Source organism: Rhodococcus sp. IEGM 1409 (assembly GCF_030056735.1).
Lineage (GTDB): Bacteria > Actinomycetota > Actinomycetes > Mycobacteriales > Mycobacteriaceae > Rhodococcus_F.
Map to the genome: position 1 here is coordinate 794,770 of NZ_JASHKN010000002.1, position 18,492 is coordinate 813,261.

The following is an 18,492-nucleotide window of genomic DNA, read 5'->3' on the forward strand; positions in this document are numbered from 1 at the left end:
TTTTCTTAGATATAAATCACCTGGAGGGGTGTGTAACCCTTATTTCGGTGACACACCCCGCTCCTGGTGTCAGTAGAACATCAGGTCGATCAGCTCAGGGCTTGGTCAAGTCCATGCCCGGAACCGAAACGGCTGGGTCGGCGGGCGGCGCCGCGATGGGGCCCTTGCCCTTTCGCTTTCCGGAACGCAGGCGCTTCTCCACCTTGGTTGCCAAGAAGGTCAAAGCGGAGTTGAGAGCGATCATGATCGCTGCGACCACGATGAGCGCCGGCAAGAAGTTTCCGTAGAAGGTGCCGAGCTGTTGGGCCTGACGCACCAACTCGACATACCCGATCAGGTAACCGAGGGCCGAGTCCTTCAGCGCCACGACCATCTGCGAGATCAGTGCGGGGAGCATGGCGGTAACAGCTTGGGGGAGCAGAATTGTCACCATGATCTGCGTCTTGCGCATGCCAAGTGCCTTGGCGGCCTCACTTTGCCCACGGGGGAGTGAGTTGATTCCGGCACGGACGATCTCGGCGATCACGGAACCGTTGTACAGGGTCAAGCCCACCACGACTGCGGCGAGTGCGAGGTACTTCGACTTGAAGACTTCGTATTCGGCAAACACCTGATACGAGAAGATCATCAGAATCAGCACCGGCACCGCGCGGAACAATTCGACGATGACGCCGCAGATCTTCCGAATGATGTTGTGCTCGGAGAGCCGACCGATACCCAGGGCAGAACCGAGGATGAGCGCGAAGACGATGGACATCGCAGCCGCGATCAACGTCCCTCGGATGCCGGGTATCAGATACGTTGTCCACGAGGTGGATTCGAGGAACGGATCCCACTTCGCTGCTGTCAGCTGGCCCTTTTCGTCGAGCGCGCGGTAGATGACGTACCCGATTGCCACCATGAGCGCGGCGACGACAAGGGACGCGAATCGGTAGAGATTTCGTGCTCTCGGACCGGGCGCGTCGTAGAGAACTGTTGCGCGGTTGCTCATCGTGAAACCTCGAATCGCTTGCTCAGCTTGCCGAAGATCAAGCCCATGGGAAGTGTCAGGATCACGAAACCGACAGCGAAGATTCCACCGACGACGAAGATCGCGGCTTCGTTCTCGATCATCTTCTTCATCAGCGCTGACGCTTCGGAAACGCCGATCACCGCGGCGATGGTCGAGTTCTTGGTCAGTGCGATCAGCACGCTACCCAGCGGTGCTGTAACCGCGCGAAATGCCTGAGGCAGGACGATCAGCCGAAGATTTTGTGCAAACGACAGACCGAGTGATCGGCCCGCCTCGGCCTGGCCGACCGAAACGGTATTGATTCCCGATCGAAGTGACTCACACACGAACGCGGCGGTGTAGACACTGAGGCCGAGTACGGCGAGTCGGAAGTTGTTGTCTGTCAAGAACGTCGGTGAGTCCGACTTGGCGAGGTTGACTCCGAGTGTCTGCGAAAGACCGAACAGGCAGAACAGCAGAATCAGTGTCAGGGGGGTGTTGCGGAACACGGTCACGTACGCGGTACCCAGGAATCGGGCTACCGGGACCGGTGACACGCGCATGGCCGCAATCAGGACACCGATGATGACGGCGCCGATCGCGGAGAAGAACGTCAGCTGGATCGTGGTCCAGAAGGCTTCCAGAATCTGGTCGCCGTACTTGCTCAGAAGGTTCACTTGCCGTCTCCCCAGATCACGGGATCTCCGTTGGTGGCGTCACGCGCTGCGGCTCCCGAGGTGGGGAGCCGCAGCGAGATTGACGGTGAAAAAAGCAGGTCAGTAACGGTCAACGGTGGGCGGAGCCGGGATGGGGTAGCCCGAAGCGCCAACAGTGTTGTTGAAGGCTTCTTCCCATGCGCCGGTGGAGATCATCTTCTCGATGGCGTCGTTGATCTTGCCGCGACCCTCGGAATCGTCCTTGGCCAGGCCGACGCCGTACTTTTCCGTCGTGAACGGTTCTCCGACGACCTTCAGCTCGCCCGGGTACTGGGCAGCGTAGCCGGCGAGGATGATGTCGTCGGTGGTGACAGCGTCGACAGCGCCGTTACGCAGCGCCTCGACACAAGCGGAGTAGGTGTCGAGCGGCTGGAGTTGGACGTCCTTGGCGTAGTTGTCCTGGATGTTCTGTGCCGGAGTCGAACCGGACACCGAGCAGAGCTTCTTGCCGCCGGTGAGCGAATCGGGGCCGGTGATGTCGGTGTTGTCGGAGCGAACGAGCAGCGATTGGCCGGCGATGAAGTACGGGCCGCCGAAGCTGACCTTCTCCTTGCGCGTGTCGGTGATCGAGTAGGTGGCGACGATGTAGTCGACCTCGCCGTTCTGGATCAACGTCTCGCGCTGGGCAGAAGGTGATTCCTTGAAAGTGATGCCTTCGGGCTTCACGCCGAGTTCGTTGGCGATGTACCGGGCTACCTCGACGTCGAAACCGGAGAAGGTGCCGTCCGGATTGCGCTGACCGAGGCCGGGCTGATCGAACTTGATGCCGACGGTGAGGGTGCCGTCGGAAGCGCTCTCGGTGATCGACTTGTTCTCCTCGCCGCCACCACAGGCGGTGGCAGCGAACGCGATAGCCATGATTCCGATTCCGAAACGGACGGAACGATTGATCTTCATGAAGATCCTCTCAGTTGTCGACATGCAAACGGTGCAGTCGAGATGAAAAGTGCAGTCGAGCGGGTTGTCTTGTGGACGAGAGCAGGACTGTGTCGCAGGGGGACTGTGTCGGAGGGGGACTGTGATCAGTGAGTGAGGATCTTGCCGAGGAAGTCCTTGGCCCGATCCGACTTGGGATGGGTGAAGAACTCTTCGGGCGTGGTGTCTTCGACGACCTGACCGTCAGCCATGAACAGCACACGATCGCCGGCCTTACGCGCGAAGCCCATCTCGTGCGTGACCACGAGCATGGTCATGCCTTCCTTGGCGAGGGAGGTCATGACGTCGAGGACCTCGTTGACCATCTCGGGGTCGAGAGCGGAGGTGGGCTCGTCGAAAAGCATCACCTTGGGCTGCATCGCAAGAGCGCGAGCGATCGCGACACGCTGCTGCTGGCCACCGGAGAGCTGTGCCGGATACTTGTCAGCCTGATTGGCGATACCGACGCGTTCGAGCAACGCCTGCGCCGTCTTCTTGGCGTCGTCCTTCTTCGCCTTGCGGACTTTCATCGGTGCGAGCATGACGTTCTCGAGGATCGTCTTGTGTGCGAACAGGTTGAAGGACTGAAAGACCATCCCGACGTCGGCACGAAGTGCGGCAAGTGCTTTGCCCTCCTCGGGGAGCGTCTTGCCGTCGACGGCGATGGTGCCCGAGTCGATGGGCTCGAGGCGATTGATGGTGCGGCACAGAGTCGACTTACCGGAGCCCGACGGACCCAGGACGATCACGACTTGGCCCTTGGGTACCTCGAGATTGACCTCTTGCAGGACGTGAAGTTCCCCGAAGTGTTTGTTCACCGAGGTCATCGAAATCATGGATGTGGAATCGCCGGAGGTGGTCGGCGTCGTCGCATCGTCGGCTTGGGTCATAAACGAGAACCTTAGGCGTAGTTTGCGTCGACGCCCGTGATTTCGCCACGGTTCTTGTCATATGTAATGGAAATTTTACTGTGACGACGTTTATGTCGCGTTTCGGCTGTTTATCAGGGCGTTATTACACGCCGTAGTGGACGTGAGCTAGGCTGAAGCGTGTCACTGATCGACGAAATGTCCCCAGCACTTCCAGAGCCGACTGCAGTTCCGGAGCCCACGGCAGATTCGGAGTCAACTGCAATGCCTGTTCGCACCTACGAGGTGCGGACGTACGGCTGTCAGATGAACGTCCACGATTCCGAGCGACTGTCCGGTCTGCTCGAGGACGCCGGGTATTCGAAGGCTGAGACCGGAACCGATCCTGATCTTGTCGTCTTCAATACGTGTGCGGTTCGTGAGAACGCGGACAACAAGTTGTACGGCAACCTCAGCCAGCTCGCCCCGAACAAGGAGGCGAACCCTGACATGCAGATCGCCGTCGGTGGGTGCCTGGCTCAGAAGGATCGTGACACCGTCGTCAAGAAGGCGCCGTTCGTCGATGTCGTCTTCGGCACCCACAACATCGGCTCGCTTCCCGCGCTGCTCGAACGCGCGCGCCACAACCAACGCGCCGAAGTCGAAATCCTCGATGCGCTCGAGGCGTTTCCGTCGACCCTGCCGGCCAAGCGTGAATCTGCCTATGCGGGTTGGGTTTCCATCTCGGTAGGCTGTAACAACACGTGCACGTTCTGCATCGTTCCGGCCCTGCGTGGCAAGGAAGTGGATCGGCGTCCCGGCGATATTCTGGCCGAGGTTCAGGCGCTCGTCGACGAGGGTGTCTCCGAAGTGACTCTGCTCGGGCAGAACGTCAACGCCTTTGGCGTGTCGTTTGCCGATCCGGAGCAACCGCGCGATCGCGGCGCTTTCGCCTCCCTCTTGAAGGCATGCGGACACATCGACGGCCTCGAACGGGTGAGGTTCACGTCTCCGCACCCGGCGGAGTTCACCGACGACGTCATCGAAGCGATGGCAACCACTCCCAACGTCTGCCCGCAGCTGCACATGCCGCTGCAGTCCGGTTCGGACAAGGTTCTCAAGGCGATGAAGCGCTCGTACCGCAAGTCGAAGTACCTCGGGATCATCGAGAAGGTGCGCGCCGCAATGCCGCACGCCGCTATCACCACGGACATCATCGTCGGGTTCCCGGGGGAGACGGAAGAGGACTTCGAGGAGACGCTGGACGTCGTGCGCAAGGCGCGATTCTCCAATGCCTACACCTTCCAGTACTCCAAGCGCCCGGGTACGCCGGCGGCCGAGATGGCCGATCAACTACCCAAAGCGGTTGTCCAGGAACGCTATATGCGATTGCTCGCGGTTCAGGAAGAAGTGAACATCGAGGAGAATCGCAAACTCGTCGGCACCGAGGTGGAACTGCTGGTGGCCGCAGGGGAGGGCCGCAAGAACGCAGCGACTCACCGCCTCAGCGGTCGTGCGCGCGACGGCCGACTGGTTCATTTCCGACCTGAGGGAAACCTCGACGGCGCAATCCGACCCGGCGACGTGGTGACGGTCGTCGTCACCCATGGAGCCCCCCATCACCTCGTGGCCGATGACGGGGTACTCACGCACCGTCGGACGCGCGCCGGTGATTCGTTCGACAAGGGCATCACACCCAAGACCCCGCCCATCGGCGTAGGTCTCGGACTACCGAAGATCGGTGCCCCGGCCCCACAACCCGTCCAGATGGGATGCAACGCATGACCTCGCAACACGAGAACAAGACACCACAACCGGGCGACGACGCCTTCGAGGGCTACCGCAAGGATCTCGACGACGCGGAACGCAAGGTCGCGGGAGAAATCGATCCGGGTGCACGCGCCATGGTTGTTGCGGTTGCGGTGCTCGTGCTGGTCGGCACCCTTGCACTGCCCCACACGGGAGTTGCGAACGGCTGGGATGTGCTGGCGTACAACCAGGACGCGGAAACCGAACGGATTGCACTGTTCTCACGCTTGTTCGTGTGGTTCGTCGTCGTCTTCGGCATCGGATTCTCGATGCTCGCGTTGGTCACACGGCGCTGGAGTCTGGCCTGGGTTGCGCTCGCCGGCAGTGCCGTGGCGAGCGCCCTCGGAATGATGGCCGTCTGGTCGCGTCAGACCATTCCCGCCGGTTTCAACGTGGCGGGACCGTCGATCGGGCTGATCATCGGATGGTTTGCCGTGGTGTTCTTGACATTCCACTGGCTCAAGGTGGTCTGGACACGAACCAACATTCAGCTCGCTGCCGAGGAACAACGCCGGATCGCTGCGGCTGAAGCCGAAAAGCATCAGGAATGGAACGTCGGCTGACACAGCGGACCGCCTACCCAAAAGCGCACAACAACGCCGGCTGATCCCTTTCGGAGTCAGCCGGCGTTGTTGTCGATTACTCGCTTGTTGTCGACTACTCGTTGACAGCGCTCTCGGCGGCTTCGGCCCACTCGCGCCACTGCTTTGCCTGAGCTAGAGCCTTCTCGGCGTCCTTCGTCTTTCCGGCAGCCTGAGCCTTGGCGGCCTGCTCCTCGAACTGGCTCACCCGCTCCTTGAACTGCGCGACGCGGGCAAGTGCTTCCGGATCGGTACGACGCCACTCGGCGTCGACGGCGTCGCGCACCTTGGTTTCGATGGCCCGGAGCTTCGCTTCGAGTTCCTGCATTCGTTCGCGCGGCACCTTGCCGATCGCGTCCCACTTCTCCTGCAGATCGCGAAGCGCTGCGCGAGCGTTCTCGAGTCCGTGTGCCGGATCGATGTTCGCGTTCGCAGCGAGCAACTCTTCCTTCGCGACTGCGTTCTGCTCGAATTCGGCGTCGCGCTCGGATGCAGCAGCGTTGCGGGCGGCGAAGAACACGTCCTGAGCGCCCTTGAATCGCTTCCACAGGTTGTCGTCGGCCTCGCGCGGCGCACGGCCGGCGGCTTTCCACTCGCTGAGCAGATCGCGGAATTCTCCAGCGGTCTGTCCCCATTCAGTGGAGGTCGACAGCTTCTCGGCGCGCTCGACCAGTTCTTCCTTTGTCGAACGGGCGCTCGCACGATCGCGATCGAGTTCCGCGAAGTGGGCTCCACGTCGTCGGTTGAAGGATTCACGAGCCTTGGAGTAGCGCTTCCACAGTGCGTCGTCGACCTTGCGGTCGATTCCGCGAATCGTCTTCCACTCGTCGAGAATCTCGCGCAGTCGATCACCCGCGGTCTTCCACTGGGTCGACTCCGAACCGATCTGTTCGGCCTCGACTGCGAGGGCCTCCTTGCGGGCGGTGCTCGCCGCGCGAGACTGTTCCTTCTCTTCCTTCGCGTGCGCCGCGGCCTCGTCGGATCCGGCGATGATCACGTCGAGTCGGCGGGCCAAAGCATCGAGGTCACCGATCACGGCGGCGGTCGAGAGGGATTCGGACAGAGCGATGGCGGCAGCCTTGGTTTTCTTTGCGTCTCCGGCGCCCGACGTCAGTCGCGCCTCGAGCAGCGAGACCTCGGTCGCGAGGTCGTCGTAGCGACGACCGAAATGGGCGAGGCCTTCGGTGGCGTCGCCGGCCTGCCACGAACCGATCTGACGTTCACCGTCAGCGGTCTTTACCCAGGCGGTGCCGTCGTTCTCGACGCGGCCGAACTTGCTCGGGTCGCTGGTTGGTGCAGCGGTGACGGTATGCGAGGCCGCTGGACCGGGGCGAGGTGCTCCGGGGCGGGGCGCACCGGGGCGTGGTCCACCAGGTTTGGGTGCTCCGGGTTTGGGAGCAGCCGGGCTCGGGCTGGCCGAACTGCTGTCGGCGCCGGTGGTGGGTTCACTGTTCTCGGTCATCGGTCCTCGTCTCTGCCGCGCGTCACGGCTGCCTGATCGCATTCCTGGTTCCATTGAACCCGGTACTCACGTTCTCCGACTATTGAATCAGGTAAGAGGGTGTGAGGTTGCCACCTCGGGGTCGACTAGCGTGGCAACTGTGTTGACTTCCGCTGTTCTCGTCCCCTCGGCGCCGTTGCTCGTGCCGGAATTGTCCGGTGATTCGGCCGAGTCCGCCCAGGTGCGCGCTGCGGTGTCGGCCGCCGTGCGCCGGCTGTCCCGCGAGGCAGTTCATTGGGTAGGCGTCGGCGTCGACTCAGAGAATGCAGCTGACGAACTCTGGCGATCTGGCGTCGGACGTGGGCAGATCGGGACTTTCGCCGGATTCGGCGCCGATGTCCGGACGTCTCTGGATGCAGATGCGGCAGGCGAACCGGTGCCCTCACTCGAACTCTGCGCCCTCGTTGCCGGCTGGCTGCGTGCCCGCGCGGGTGTGGAGGTCACCGTCGACATGCACGTTGTCAGCCCGGAGGCGTCTGCGAGTGAGTGCCGTGAATTCGGGCATCAACTCCGCAAGCAACTCGACAGCGACAACCGATCGCAGGGACTTCTGATCGTGGCTGACGGTGCATCCACATTGACGGCGAAGGCGCCGGGAAGCTTCGACGAGCGCGCTGCGGGAGTGCAATCGATCATCGACGATGCCCTGGCTGCCGGTGACCCGGAGGCACTTCTTGCTCTCGATCCGCAGATTTGCCGAAGTGTCGGAGTTCAGGGGCGTGCGGCATGGCAGGTCCTGGCCGGTGTCTTCACGGACTCGCCTCGGTCAGCTCATCCTCGTTCGACGGTCGACTACAGCGGTGCGCCGTTCGGCGTCGGCTACCACGTCGGGACGTGGCGGCCGTGAACGTCCCTGAAAAACTTCGCCCGATTGCAGTTGTCGGTCCGACGGCGTCGGGAAAGTCCGATCTCGCATTGGCGCTGGCCGAGGAATTCGGCGGCGAGATCATCAACATCGACGCGATGCAGCTCTATCGCGGCATGGATATCGGGACGGCGAAACTGACGCTCGCCGAGCGCCGTGGGATTCCGCATCACCTGCTCGACGTTCTCGACGTGACAGAGACCGCCACTGTCGCGCGTTATCAAACCGACGCGATCGCGATCGCCGAGAACCTGATCGCGGCAGGCAAGGTTCCGGTCGTCGTCGGCGGCTCCATGATGTACGTCCAGTCTTTGCTCGACGAATGGTCTTTTCCGGCAACGGATCCCGACGTTCGTGCAAAGTGGGAGGCGGTGCTGGCCGAGGGTGGGGTCGATGCGGTGCGCACGGCGCTCGTTGCTGCTGATCCGGTAGCGGCGGCGTCGATACTGCCGACGGACGGTCGGCGGATGGTTCGGGCGCTCGAGGTCGTCGAACTGACAGGTCAGCCCTTCGCGGCCTCGGCACCGCAGATTGGTGATCCTCGTTGGGGAACCCGCATTCTCGGCGTGGATCGTGACACCGAAGAACTCGACGCCCGGATTCGCTTGCGAACGGAGCTGATGTTCTCGGGCGGACTTGTCGACGAGGTTTCCGCACTTGTCGAGCAAGGATTGCGTGAGGGCGTCACAGCGCCGCGAGCGATCGGCTATGCGCAGGTGCTCGCATATTTCGACGGTGAATACGATCTGGCCGAAGCGCTCGAACGGACGTTCATCGGGACGCGGCGCTACGTTCGCCGCCAACGCTCGTGGTTCCGTCGTGACACCCGCGTGCAGTGGCTCGACGGTGCCGATCCGGAGCTGGCCAACTCCGCCTTCGCGGCCCTCGCAGATTGCGGTCTGTAACACGGTCGACGACGTGAAGGGCGACGATCAACGAGAAGATCGGGACACGCTGGTAGCCGACACGTCGAGGCGCGGGTCGGCTACCAGTGCTTCTTCTGCTTGTCACTCTTCTCGCTGTCGGCGGGTGCCGATCTATTTGTGAACACAGTGGCGATCTGACCTGAGATGCGCGTGCCGACATCATGACCCGTCGGGGGCGAGGCGGTGCCTGACCCTCACTGCCGTCCGGATTCACGTACGAACAGAACGTTGTGGTCACCGCGTTACCCGCGTCGGTCGGTCGGTACGTCCGGATAGGATGGCGACCATGGATTTCAGTAAGGGCCACGGCACGCAGAACGACTTCGTTGTTCTCCCTGACCTCGACGTTCGGATCAATCTCGAACCGGCGCGAGTTTCAGCGTTGTGCGATCGTCAGCGTGGTCTCGGCGCCGACGGCATCCTCCGTGTTGCACGGGCAGGCGCACTTGCGGACGCAGGCGTGCTCACCGCGCTTCCCGGCGGCGTCGCTGCCGAAGACTGGTTCATGGATTATCGCAACGGCGACGGATCCACCGCGGAGATGTGCGGAAACGGCGTTCGAGTGTTTGCGCACTATCTCAAGGCCTCCGGCCTGGAGAGCAAAGACGAGTTCGTGGTCGGCAGCCGCGCGGGAGCGCGTCCGGTCGTGGTGCACAGCTACGACGCCACCCGCGGCGACGTGACCGTGGCGATGGGCCCGATCAAGGACCTCGGCACCAGCTCGGCAACAATCGACGGCCGCGTTTTCTCCGGCGTCGGCATCGACGTCGGCAATCCGCATTTGGCGTGTGTCGACGAGCATGTGACGGCAGAGGTTTTGAGTGCACTCGATTTGAGTGCCTCTCCTGGCTTCGACCCCGGGTTCTTCCCACACGGGGTCAACATCGAGATCGTGACGCCGATCCACGACGGTGGGGTCCACATGCGCGTTCACGAGCGCGGTGTCGGTGAGACTCGTTCCTGCGGAACCGGAACGGTCGCAGCTGCGGCTGCGGCGCTGAAGTACGACGGCCGCGAGGAGGGGTCAGTACTCGTGCGCGTCCTCGGCGGCGAAGTGCAGGTCACCGTCGAAAGCGGCCAAGGGTCCTTGCGAGGGCCCTCGGTTCTGGTGGCGAGCGGAACGATCAGCGACGCCTGGTGGCAATCGCTTGTGTGATATCGCCCGCGTGAAATACGCCTGCAGGAAATACGGATGCATCGTGCCCGGGTTTCGTGGGATCATGGATCTTGTATGACGAACACACATGAAAACGAAGAGTCCACCGCTCACGAGCAGTCCGAGTACGCGCAGGCCGAATACACGGCAGCGTCCGCATCGGACAACCCGTCGACCGGTGAGATGCAACTCGCAGATCGCGGCGCCCTACGCCGCGTGGCCGGTCTGTCGACCGAGCTCGAGGACGTCACCGAAGTCGAGTACCGCCAGCTTCGACTCGAAAGAGTTGTCCTGGTCGGCGTCTGGACGCAGGGAACCGCCGAGCAGGCTCAGGCGAGCATGACCGAGCTGGCCGCGCTTGCCGAGACGGCCGGCTCCGAGGTTCTCGAAGGCCTGGTTCAGCGGCGCGACAAACCCGACGCTGCCACGTACATCGGTTCCGGCAAGGCGCAGGAACTGCGCGAAGTCGTGTTGGCGACCGGTGCCGACACCGTCGTCTGCGACGGTGAACTGACACCGGCTCAGCTCACCGCGCTGGAGAAGATCGTCAAGGTCAAGGTCATCGACCGGACGGCTTTGATTCTCGACATCTTCGCCCAACACGCCACCTCCCGTGAAGGTAAGGCGCAGGTCGCGTTTGCTCAGATGGAGTACATGCTCCCGCGTCTGCGTGGTTGGGGCGAGTCGATGTCTCGCCAGGCCGGTGGCCGCGCCGGAAGCAACGGTGGCGTGGGTCTACGTGGTCCGGGTGAAACCAAGATCGAGACGGACCGTCGCCGTATCCGCGAGCGCATGGCAAAACTGCGCCGCGAGATCAAGGGCATGAAGGCCGCTCGCGACACCAAGCGCACACGGCGACTGCAAAGCGACATCCCGTCGATCGCCATCGTCGGATACACGAATGCGGGCAAGTCGAGTCTGCTCAACTCGCTCACCGGATCTGGTGTGCTCGTGGAGAACGCGTTGTTCGCCACCTTGGACCCGACAACCCGACGCGCTGCGCTCGACGACGGCCGCGAGTACGTGCTCACCGATACGGTCGGTTTCGTGCGGCACCTTCCGACTCAGTTGGTCGAGGCATTCCGCTCGACTCTCGAGGAAGTGACCGACGCGGATCTGCTGCTGCACGTCGTCGACGGTTCGGATCCGTTGCCGACCGAGCAGATCAAGGCTGTGCGGGAAGTTGTCACCGACGTTCTGCGCGAGACGGATGCGAAGGCTCCGCCGGAGTTGATCGTGGTCAACAAGATCGACGCGGCAGATCCGGTTACCTTGACGCAACTGCGTGGTCTGCTGCCGGGCGCTGTGTTCGTCTCGGCGCGGACCGGTGAGGGAATCGCCGAGCTGAGAGCACATCTCAGCGAGGTGCTGGTTCGGCCGGAGGTCGAGGTCGACGTGCTGGTGCCGTATACGCGCGGTGATCTGATGGCTCGAATCCACTCGGACGGAACGATTTTGGAATCGACTCACGAAGAGGCGGGAACGCGGGTGCATGCACGCGTGCCGCAGATGTTGGCCTCGGCTTTGGTGGAGTACGCACCTAGTGCGTAGTTTCGGCGCAGTGGTCTCGGCGCTTGCCGTGACCACTGCGACTGTGCTGCTTCCCGGAGCGCTTGCACAGGCGTCGTCGTTCGAACCGAGCGAGTTCGCTCCACTCTGTACACCTACTGATTCTGCGCTCCAGGAATTGTCGGGGATGGTCGTCGTCGACGATCGGATCTACGCGATGGGCGACGGCGGCAGTGATGACTTCGTGTTCGAGATGGATCTGAACTGTGTTGTCCAGAAACAGATTCCGGTCCCGATCGACCCCTACGACGTCGAAGATCTTGCGGTCAGTGGTCGGACGCTCGTTCTGTCGGACACCGGCGACAACCTCCGAACCCGCGAAACAGTGGCGTTCATCATGATGGACCTCGATTCCGGTGACGGTACGTTGCACCGCCTGACGTACCCGGACGGTGCGCACGACACCGAGTCGATTCTGCTCGACCCCGACGGCCATGTCTTTGTCGTGACCAAGGAATTGTTCGGCGCCAGCAGTGTTTACACACCGGTCGGGGATCAGACGCTGAGTGACTTGGCGCAGCCCGGCCCGACGCCGCTCGAGCGCGTCGGAGCCGTGTCCCTCGGACCGGAGAAGCCCGTGTCGGTGATGTTCACCGGGGGAGCGGTGTCGTCGGACGGTTCGGCGATCGCACTTCGGAGCTACTCCGATCTGTACCTGTACCAGGTCGTGGACGGCGGAATCGGCACGACGCTCACCGGTACGGAACCGCTGCGGATCCCGCTCCCGACGGAGCCTCAGGGAGAGGCGGTGGCATTCAACGACGCGGGCGATGTTCTGGTCGGATCGGAATCTGCCGGTGGAGCATTGCCGCCGGTGTACGTGATGCGCGCGCTCGTGGAAGCGACGGAAGCGACGGCTGACTCGTCTGCAGGTTCGGTCGGCGTCGGGGTCGATCCATGGACATTCGTGTGGGCCGGATTGGTCGCGGCAGGATGTGCGCTCGGCGCCGTGGCGTTCGTGAGATCTCGACGACGCCGCTGATTCCCATGAATTCGCAGACTGCCGGCAGATGTGGATACTGGAACGAATGCACGGGCATCAACTCCTGACGCGGCTCTCGCGTATGTCACTCGAGCACGGACACATCACCGCAGCGCTGCTCGTGGGTTCCGTCCTCGTCGGCGTGGGCACGCTGTTTCTGCTTCGGTGGTTGTCGCGTAGGGCCGCGCTAGTCGCGCTGGGTCTGTCAGTGGTCGGGTCCGCCATCGGTGCGATGTTCGTGTGGCTCAGCTTTCGGCCGTTGCCCGCGCAGTTACCGGCGTCGAGTTTTGTGTGGATAGCGCTGGCGATGTTCGGAGCCGTCGGCGCCGCGCTCGTTCTCCTTCGGCGCCCAGGGCTTGCGCGTGGCCTTTCGGTGACGGCATTCGCCGGGATGGCCGCGATCGTCGCGGTGGGTCAGGTCAACGCCCAGACCGGCACCTATCCCACACTTGGTTCATTAGTCGGGCACTGGCCGGTCGGCTCGGTCGAGCATGTTGCCTTCGATTCGCTCCCCGGGGCCGAACCTTGGGTACAACAGGGACTGCCCACCGAAACTCATTGGCAGGTTCCGGTGCGGATGCCGAGCAACGGCGTCGTGACGGAAGCGGCGATTCCGGGAAACATTTCGGGATTCGACGCGAGGCCTGCGACGCTGTATCTCCCTCCGGCTTATCTTGCCGATCCGCGTGCCGAGTTGCCCGTCCTGGTGTTGGTGGCGGGTGAGCCCGGCAGTCCAGGCGACTGGCTGGACAGTGGCCGGCTCGCGACCACCGTCGACGCCTATGCGTCGAGGCATTCCGGGCTTGCTCCCGTGGTGGTGGTCCCCGACGCGTTGGGGGACTACGACGCCAACCCCGGCTGCATGGATTCTGCGCTCGGTAACGTCGCGACGTATCTAGACCAGGACGTCCCGAACTGGATCGAATCGAACCTTCAAGTGAATCCGGACGCAGCTCAATGGGCAATCGGCGGGTTTTCCTACGGCGGAACCTGCGCGATCGAGATGGCCGTGAACTTCCCGGATCGGTACCCGTCGTTCCTGGACTTCTCCGGTCAGGACGAACCGTCGACCGGTGACCACGAGGACACCGTGGCGGCGATGTTCGACGGTGACGAAGACGCGTTCGACGCGGTCAATGCCAGAGACCTGATGGCGCAGAATCGGTATCCGCAGTTGTCGGGTGTATTTGTCGCGGGTGAAGACGACGACATCTACCGTCCCCAGCAGGAGATCATGTTCGAGGCTGCGCGCGCCGCCGACATGAACGTGGACTACTACACCCTTCCCGGTGGGCACTCGGGCGATGTGTGGGGCACTGCTCTGGAACTCGAAATGGACTGGCTGGGCCGGACACTCGCGTTGACTCCGTGAGAGTGTCCGGCCCACTACACAGCACCGGCTGATATCGGGTCAAGCGTCGAGATCTGCGGCTACCAGTTCGGCGACCTTGGCGAGCGCGTCGGCGTCGTCGGATTCGATCGTGACTTCGGTGTCCTTGGCGGCTCCGAGCGTCATGATCATCAGTGCCGAACCTGCATCCACGGGTTCGCCGTCGGCGACTGCGAGGGTGACCGTGGCGCCGGAGGCTCCGACTGCTTCGGCGATGAGGGCGGCGGGACGGGCGTGCAGGCCGACTGCGGAACCGACGGCAACTGTCTTGCTGGGCATGGGATCTCCTCGTTGTAGAGCTGTCGTTGCGGACGTTGCGGACGTTTCGGGGTGTTCAGGTGGATCTGGTGACTTCAGTGTTGCCTGCCGTCGATCATGCCGCAGCGGGCACGATTTCGGGGTCGAGTTCGGCATCGGAGGGCCCCTTGCGGAAGAACTCCTTGGCTCCGACGACAGCGAGCGCAGCTACCACGGTTCCCGCGGCGAGCGAGATGAGGAACCAGCCGATGCCGCCGACTGCGAAGAAGACGAAGATCCCGCCGTGTGGAGCGCTGAGAGTGACGTCGAAAGCCATGATCAGTGCGCCGGTGACGGCGCCGCCCGCCATCATCGAGGGGATCACGCGAAGCGGGTCGGCAGCGGCGAACGGAATCGCGCCCTCGGAGATGAATGCCGAACCGAGCAACCAGGCAGCCTTACCGTTCTCACGTTCGGCTTCGCTGAAGAGCTTGGGACGCAACACCGTCGAGGCAAGTGCCATGGCGAGCGGCGGAACCATACCGGCGGCCATGACTGCCGCCATGATGCGCAAGGTGGCGGGGTCGTTGACATTGAGTCCGGCTACGGCGAAGGCGTAAGCCGCCTTGTTGACCGGTCCGCCGAGGTCGAAGCACATCATCAGGCCGAGAATGATGCCGAGGAAGATGGCCGAGCTGCCGGACAGTCCGTTGAGCCAGTCGGTGAGACCGGAGGTGATCGCGGCGAGCGGACGACCGAGGACGATGAACATCAGCGCTCCGACGACCAGCGTCGCGAACAGCGGGATGATCACCACTGGCATCAGGCCTCGCAGCCACTGCGGGACGGCGATCCGGCCGATGTAGAGCGCGACGACACCGGCGATGAGACCACCGACCAGGCCGCCGATGAAACCGGCACCGACGAACACGGCGACCGCGCCGGCCGTGAAGCCGGGAGCGATGCCAGGCCGGTCGGCGATGGCAAAGGCGATGTAGCCGGCCAAGGCGGGTACCAGGAAGCTGAATGCCAACGAACCGATCTGGAACAGCACTGCGCCGAGATAGGTGGCCAGACCACCGTCGGGAAGGTTGGTGATCGAGTTGTTGAGAACGATGTCCTTGGCAGGACCGGAGATCTCGTATCCGCCGAGCAGGAAGCCGAGTGCGATCAGCAGACCGCCGGCCGCGACGAACGGGATCATGTAGCTGACACCGGTCAGGAGGACCTGACGGAGGTGGGTGCCGAACCCTACGGAACCGGCATCGGAATCCGCGGCCGCTGCGGCGGTGCCGTCCACGGTGGCGGCGGCGGGATTCTCGGAGGCGCGCAATGCTTCTGCGAGCATCTTGTCCGGCTCGTTGATCGCCCGTTTCACACCGGAAGCGACGACGGGTTTGCCGGCGAATCGTTCGCGGCCCTTCACCCCGACGTCGGTGGCGAAAATGACTGCCGCGGCTCCGGCGATGACCGACGGGTCCAGCGGGGTGCTTCCGCTGGAGCCCTGCGTTTCGACGTGAACCTTGACGCCGGCGCGTTCACCCGCGGCGACCAGTGAGTCCGCCGCCATGTAGGTGTGAGCGATTCCGGTCGGGCAGGCGGTGACCGCGACGACGTGACGCACCGCGGGCGCAGGTGCCGGGGTCTCGTCGGTGGCGTGTTTCCCCGTGGAAACAGGTGCCGGGGGCGTCACTGCCGCGGCCTTCGGTGCGGGCTCCTTCGGTGCGGGATTGAGGACCTCGTCAACCAAGCGCACGATCTCGTCCGGCGTCGACGCTTCACGAAGTGACGTGACGAACGCGGGCCTGACGAGTGCTCGGGCCAAGGAGGAGAGCAGTTTCATGTGCTCGGCCCCGGCGCCTTCAGGTGCCGCGATCAGGAAGACCAGATCGGCGGGGCCGTCGGGTGCACCGAAATCGACCTTCGGATCGAGTCGAGCAAACCCCAGGGACGCGGACGAGACGGCCTCGGCGCGGCAGTGAGGAATTGCGATTCCGCCGGGCAGTCCGGTCGCGGACTGCGCTTCGCGAGCGAGTGCGGCGTCGACCAGTCCCGCGGCGTCGCTCGCCCGACCCGCAGCAGTCAATCGCGCTGCGAGAGAACGAATGACATCTTCCTTGGTCGAGCCCAGGTCGGTGTCGAGTGAGATCAGTTCGGGGCTGATGATCTCCGGGCCGGAACTGCCGGCTGCGGTGGTATCGGACATGTCAGGTTCCTTAGGGCGTCAGGCGAGTTCGGTGGGGACGGGGATGGGAGAGGCAGCATCTGCTGCAGATACCGAAACCGCTGCGAGATCGATCTGTTCGGGCGTGGGAAGGGTTGTGCCGGGAAGGGAGGCAGCGGCGCTTCCGTAGGCGACCGCGTGACGTAGCCGCTCGGATTCCGAGTCGCCTCCCGCTTCGGCGAGGATGTAGCCGGCCAGCGACGAATCGCCTGCGCCGACGGTACTGACTGCGACAATCGGGGGAGCGGTGGCGATCCACGCGCCGTCGGCCGTGACGAGGACCGCACCGGCTGCGCCGAGCGTGGCGAGCACACTGCCGACGCCGCGATCGACCAATCGCTGTGCCGCCGTGATTGCAGGCCCGGGATCACCGTTCTCTGCAGCACGTTCGAGGACGTGGCCGTCGACGCCGGTCAGTTGCGCGAGTTCCTCGCCGTTGGGTTTGAGCAGGTCAGGTGCCGAGCCGGGGAACCCGTCGGCGAGTGCCGTCAGCGGGGCGTCCGAGGTGTCGACCGCTACCTTGCACGGGTGATCGCGCAGCGCCGCGACAAGTTCGCCGTACCAACCGAGCGGAACGCCGGGGGGCAGTGATCCGGACAGCGCGAACCACAGCGCGGTATCGGCGCGAGCGATCAACTCCTGTGCCAAGGCGTCGAGCGTCGAACCGGACAGTGTCGGGCCGGGCTCGTTGATCTTCGTCGTGGTCCCGTCTGGTTCCGCGATGGTGATGTTGGTGCGAGCCAGACCCGTTGTTGCGACGCCGATATGGGGAATCCCACCGGCGGCGAGCGCCGAGAGTAAGGGGTCACCGCCGTTCCCTGGTAGGACCGCGAGGACGTCGAGGTCGGCTGCGGCGAGAACACGCGCGACGTTGACTCCCTTGCCGCCTGGGTCGCTGCGAGTGGAGTGGGCGCGTAGGACCGAGCCTCGTTCGAGCCGTTGCTCGAGTTGCACGGTCCGATCGATACTCGGGTTGGCTGTCAGTGTGACGATCATGCGATCACCACCTCGATTCCGTGGTCGTGGAACTCGGATGTGTCTGTGGGACTGATGTCTTCGTCGGTGATGAGGACGTCGATGCTGTCGAGTGGGGCGAAGCTGATCAGGTGCTCGCGGCCGACTTTGGTGGAATCGGCTACCACGACAACATGATTGGCGGCTTTGACCATCGCTCGTTTGACCGCGGCCTCTTCGCTGTCCGGTGTGGATAGTCCGTGCCCGACGCTGATCGCGTTGGTTCCGATGAAGGCGACGTCGACCCGCAACGTGCTCAGCAGGCGTAGGGCGTCCTCGCCGACCGCGGCTTGCGTCACCCCGCGTACTCGTCCGCCGAGCAGGATCAGGGAAACCGAGTTCATCGATGCCAGTCGTGCGCCGATCGGGACGGAATTGGTGACGGCTGTGAAGTCGTTCTCGGTCGGTAGTTCGGGGATCATGCGGCCCGTGGTCGTGCCCGCGTCGAAGATCACGCTGCCGCCGGTAGGAGGGAGATAGGTGACTGCGCAGCGGGCGATCCGGTCCTTCTGTTGCGCGCGGGTCTGATCGCGTTCCGCCATGCCCGGTTCGGTCACGTGGAGGGATCCGGTCGGAACGGCGCCGCCGTGTACACGCCTGATCTGTCCGATCCGTTCGAGGAAGGCCAGATCGCGACGCACGGTCTCGGTGGTCACACCGAAGGTCTCCGACAGAGCCGCCACGGACATGCGTCCGCGCTGCGACACCATGGTGCCGATCGCTTGTTGGCGTTCTTCCGCGTACACGTTCACTCCGATTCCGAAATGT

General features: G+C 63.5%; 17 protein-coding genes. 8 read left to right on the plus strand and 9 right to left on the minus strand.

Going from position 1 to position 18,492, the window contains the following annotated elements:
* Positions 1–94: 94 nt before the first annotated feature.
* From QM716_RS09740 to gluA, 4 genes are all read right to left on the minus strand, one after another.
* Positions 95–991 carry an amino acid ABC transporter permease gene (locus QM716_RS09740; RefSeq protein WP_283303943.1) on the minus strand — a complete coding sequence of 299 codons (897 nt, stop codon included), beginning with the start codon at positions 989–991 and terminating at the stop codon, positions 95–97.
* Complete coding sequence (locus QM716_RS09745; protein ID WP_230817143.1) at positions 988–1,668, minus strand: amino acid ABC transporter permease; 681 nt, start codon at positions 1,666–1,668, stop codon at positions 988–990. Before QM716_RS09745 ends, QM716_RS09740 begins: the two co-directional genes overlap by 4 nt.
* 99 nt (positions 1,669–1,767) lie before the next feature.
* On the minus strand, positions 1,768–2,604 hold the full coding sequence (locus QM716_RS09750) for a glutamate ABC transporter substrate-binding protein (protein WP_020907523.1): 837 nt from the start codon (positions 2,602–2,604) through the stop codon (positions 1,768–1,770).
* Positions 2,605–2,729: 125 nt separating this feature from the next.
* A complete protein-coding gene (gene gluA / locus QM716_RS09755) occupies positions 2,730–3,458 on the minus strand; it encodes a glutamate ABC transporter ATP-binding protein GluA (protein ID WP_283303996.1) in 729 nt (242 codons plus the stop codon).
* A 297-nt stretch (positions 3,459–3,755) separates the two neighbouring features.
* Between gluA and miaB the strand changes: the two genes are divergently transcribed.
* Both miaB and QM716_RS09765 read left to right on the plus strand, forming a co-directional pair.
* Positions 3,756–5,255, plus strand: a complete 1,500-nt coding sequence (gene miaB, locus QM716_RS09760; protein WP_283303944.1) for a tRNA (N6-isopentenyl adenosine(37)-C2)-methylthiotransferase MiaB — start codon at positions 3,756–3,758, stop codon at positions 5,253–5,255.
* Positions 5,252–5,842 (plus strand): Rv2732c family membrane protein, encoded by a 591-nt coding sequence (locus QM716_RS09765; protein WP_283303945.1) that lies wholly within the window; start codon positions 5,252–5,254, stop codon positions 5,840–5,842. Before miaB ends, QM716_RS09765 begins: the two co-directional genes overlap by 4 nt.
* Before the next feature lie 94 nt (positions 5,843–5,936).
* Here QM716_RS09765 and QM716_RS09770 read toward each other — a convergent pair whose 3' ends face one another.
* Positions 5,937–7,322 (minus strand): DUF349 domain-containing protein, encoded by a 1,386-nt coding sequence (locus QM716_RS09770; RefSeq protein ID WP_283303946.1) that lies wholly within the window; start codon positions 7,320–7,322, stop codon positions 5,937–5,939.
* Positions 7,323–7,461: 139 nt separating this feature from the next.
* Here QM716_RS09770 and QM716_RS09775 point away from each other — a divergent pair, with 139 nt between their 5' ends.
* The 6 genes from QM716_RS09775 (at position 7,462) to QM716_RS09800 (ending at position 14,231) form a co-directional block, all read left to right on the plus strand.
* Positions 7,462–8,208: a class III extradiol dioxygenase subunit B-like domain-containing protein gene (locus tag QM716_RS09775; protein ID WP_283303997.1), complete on the plus strand. Its 747-nt coding sequence runs from the start codon at positions 7,462–7,464 to the stop codon at positions 8,206–8,208.
* Positions 8,196–9,131, plus strand: coding sequence for a tRNA (adenosine(37)-N6)-dimethylallyltransferase MiaA (miaA, locus tag QM716_RS09780; RefSeq protein ID WP_283303947.1), 936 nt, complete (start codon positions 8,196–8,198; stop codon positions 9,129–9,131). Before QM716_RS09775 ends, miaA begins: the two co-directional genes overlap by 13 nt.
* Positions 9,132–9,438: 307 nt before the next feature.
* Positions 9,439–10,308, plus strand: a complete 870-nt coding sequence (gene dapF, locus QM716_RS09785) for a diaminopimelate epimerase (protein WP_283303948.1) — start codon at positions 9,439–9,441, stop codon at positions 10,306–10,308.
* Between the two features lie 75 nt (positions 10,309–10,383).
* Complete coding sequence (gene hflX, locus QM716_RS09790) at positions 10,384–11,859, plus strand: GTPase HflX (RefSeq protein ID WP_283303949.1); 1,476 nt, start codon at positions 10,384–10,386, stop codon at positions 11,857–11,859.
* A complete protein-coding gene (locus QM716_RS09795; protein WP_283303950.1) occupies positions 11,852–12,859 on the plus strand; it encodes a hypothetical protein in 1,008 nt (335 codons plus the stop codon). Before hflX ends, QM716_RS09795 begins: the two co-directional genes overlap by 8 nt.
* Before the next feature lie 46 nt (positions 12,860–12,905).
* A complete protein-coding gene (locus QM716_RS09800; protein WP_283303951.1) occupies positions 12,906–14,231 on the plus strand; it encodes an alpha/beta hydrolase-fold protein in 1,326 nt (441 codons plus the stop codon).
* Between the two features lie 39 nt (positions 14,232–14,270).
* Here the strand turns inward: QM716_RS09800 and QM716_RS09805 are convergent, their stop codons facing one another.
* From QM716_RS09805 to QM716_RS09820, 4 genes are all read right to left on the minus strand, one after another.
* Positions 14,271–14,528 (minus strand): HPr family phosphocarrier protein, encoded by a 258-nt coding sequence (locus tag QM716_RS09805; protein WP_003942144.1) that lies wholly within the window; start codon positions 14,526–14,528, stop codon positions 14,271–14,273.
* 94 nt (positions 14,529–14,622) lie between these two features.
* Positions 14,623–16,692 carry a PTS fructose transporter subunit IIABC gene (locus tag QM716_RS09810; protein ID WP_283303952.1) on the minus strand — a complete coding sequence of 690 codons (2,070 nt, stop codon included), beginning with the start codon at positions 16,690–16,692 and terminating at the stop codon, positions 14,623–14,625.
* Between the two features lie 18 nt (positions 16,693–16,710).
* Complete coding sequence (locus QM716_RS09815) at positions 16,711–17,706, minus strand: 1-phosphofructokinase family hexose kinase (protein ID WP_283303953.1); 996 nt, start codon at positions 17,704–17,706, stop codon at positions 16,711–16,713.
* Positions 17,703–18,470, minus strand: coding sequence for a DeoR/GlpR family DNA-binding transcription regulator (locus QM716_RS09820; RefSeq protein WP_283303998.1), 768 nt, complete (start codon positions 18,468–18,470; stop codon positions 17,703–17,705). The genes QM716_RS09815 and QM716_RS09820 overlap by 4 nt, the downstream gene beginning before the upstream one ends.
* Between the last annotated feature and the right edge of the window lie 22 nt (positions 18,471–18,492).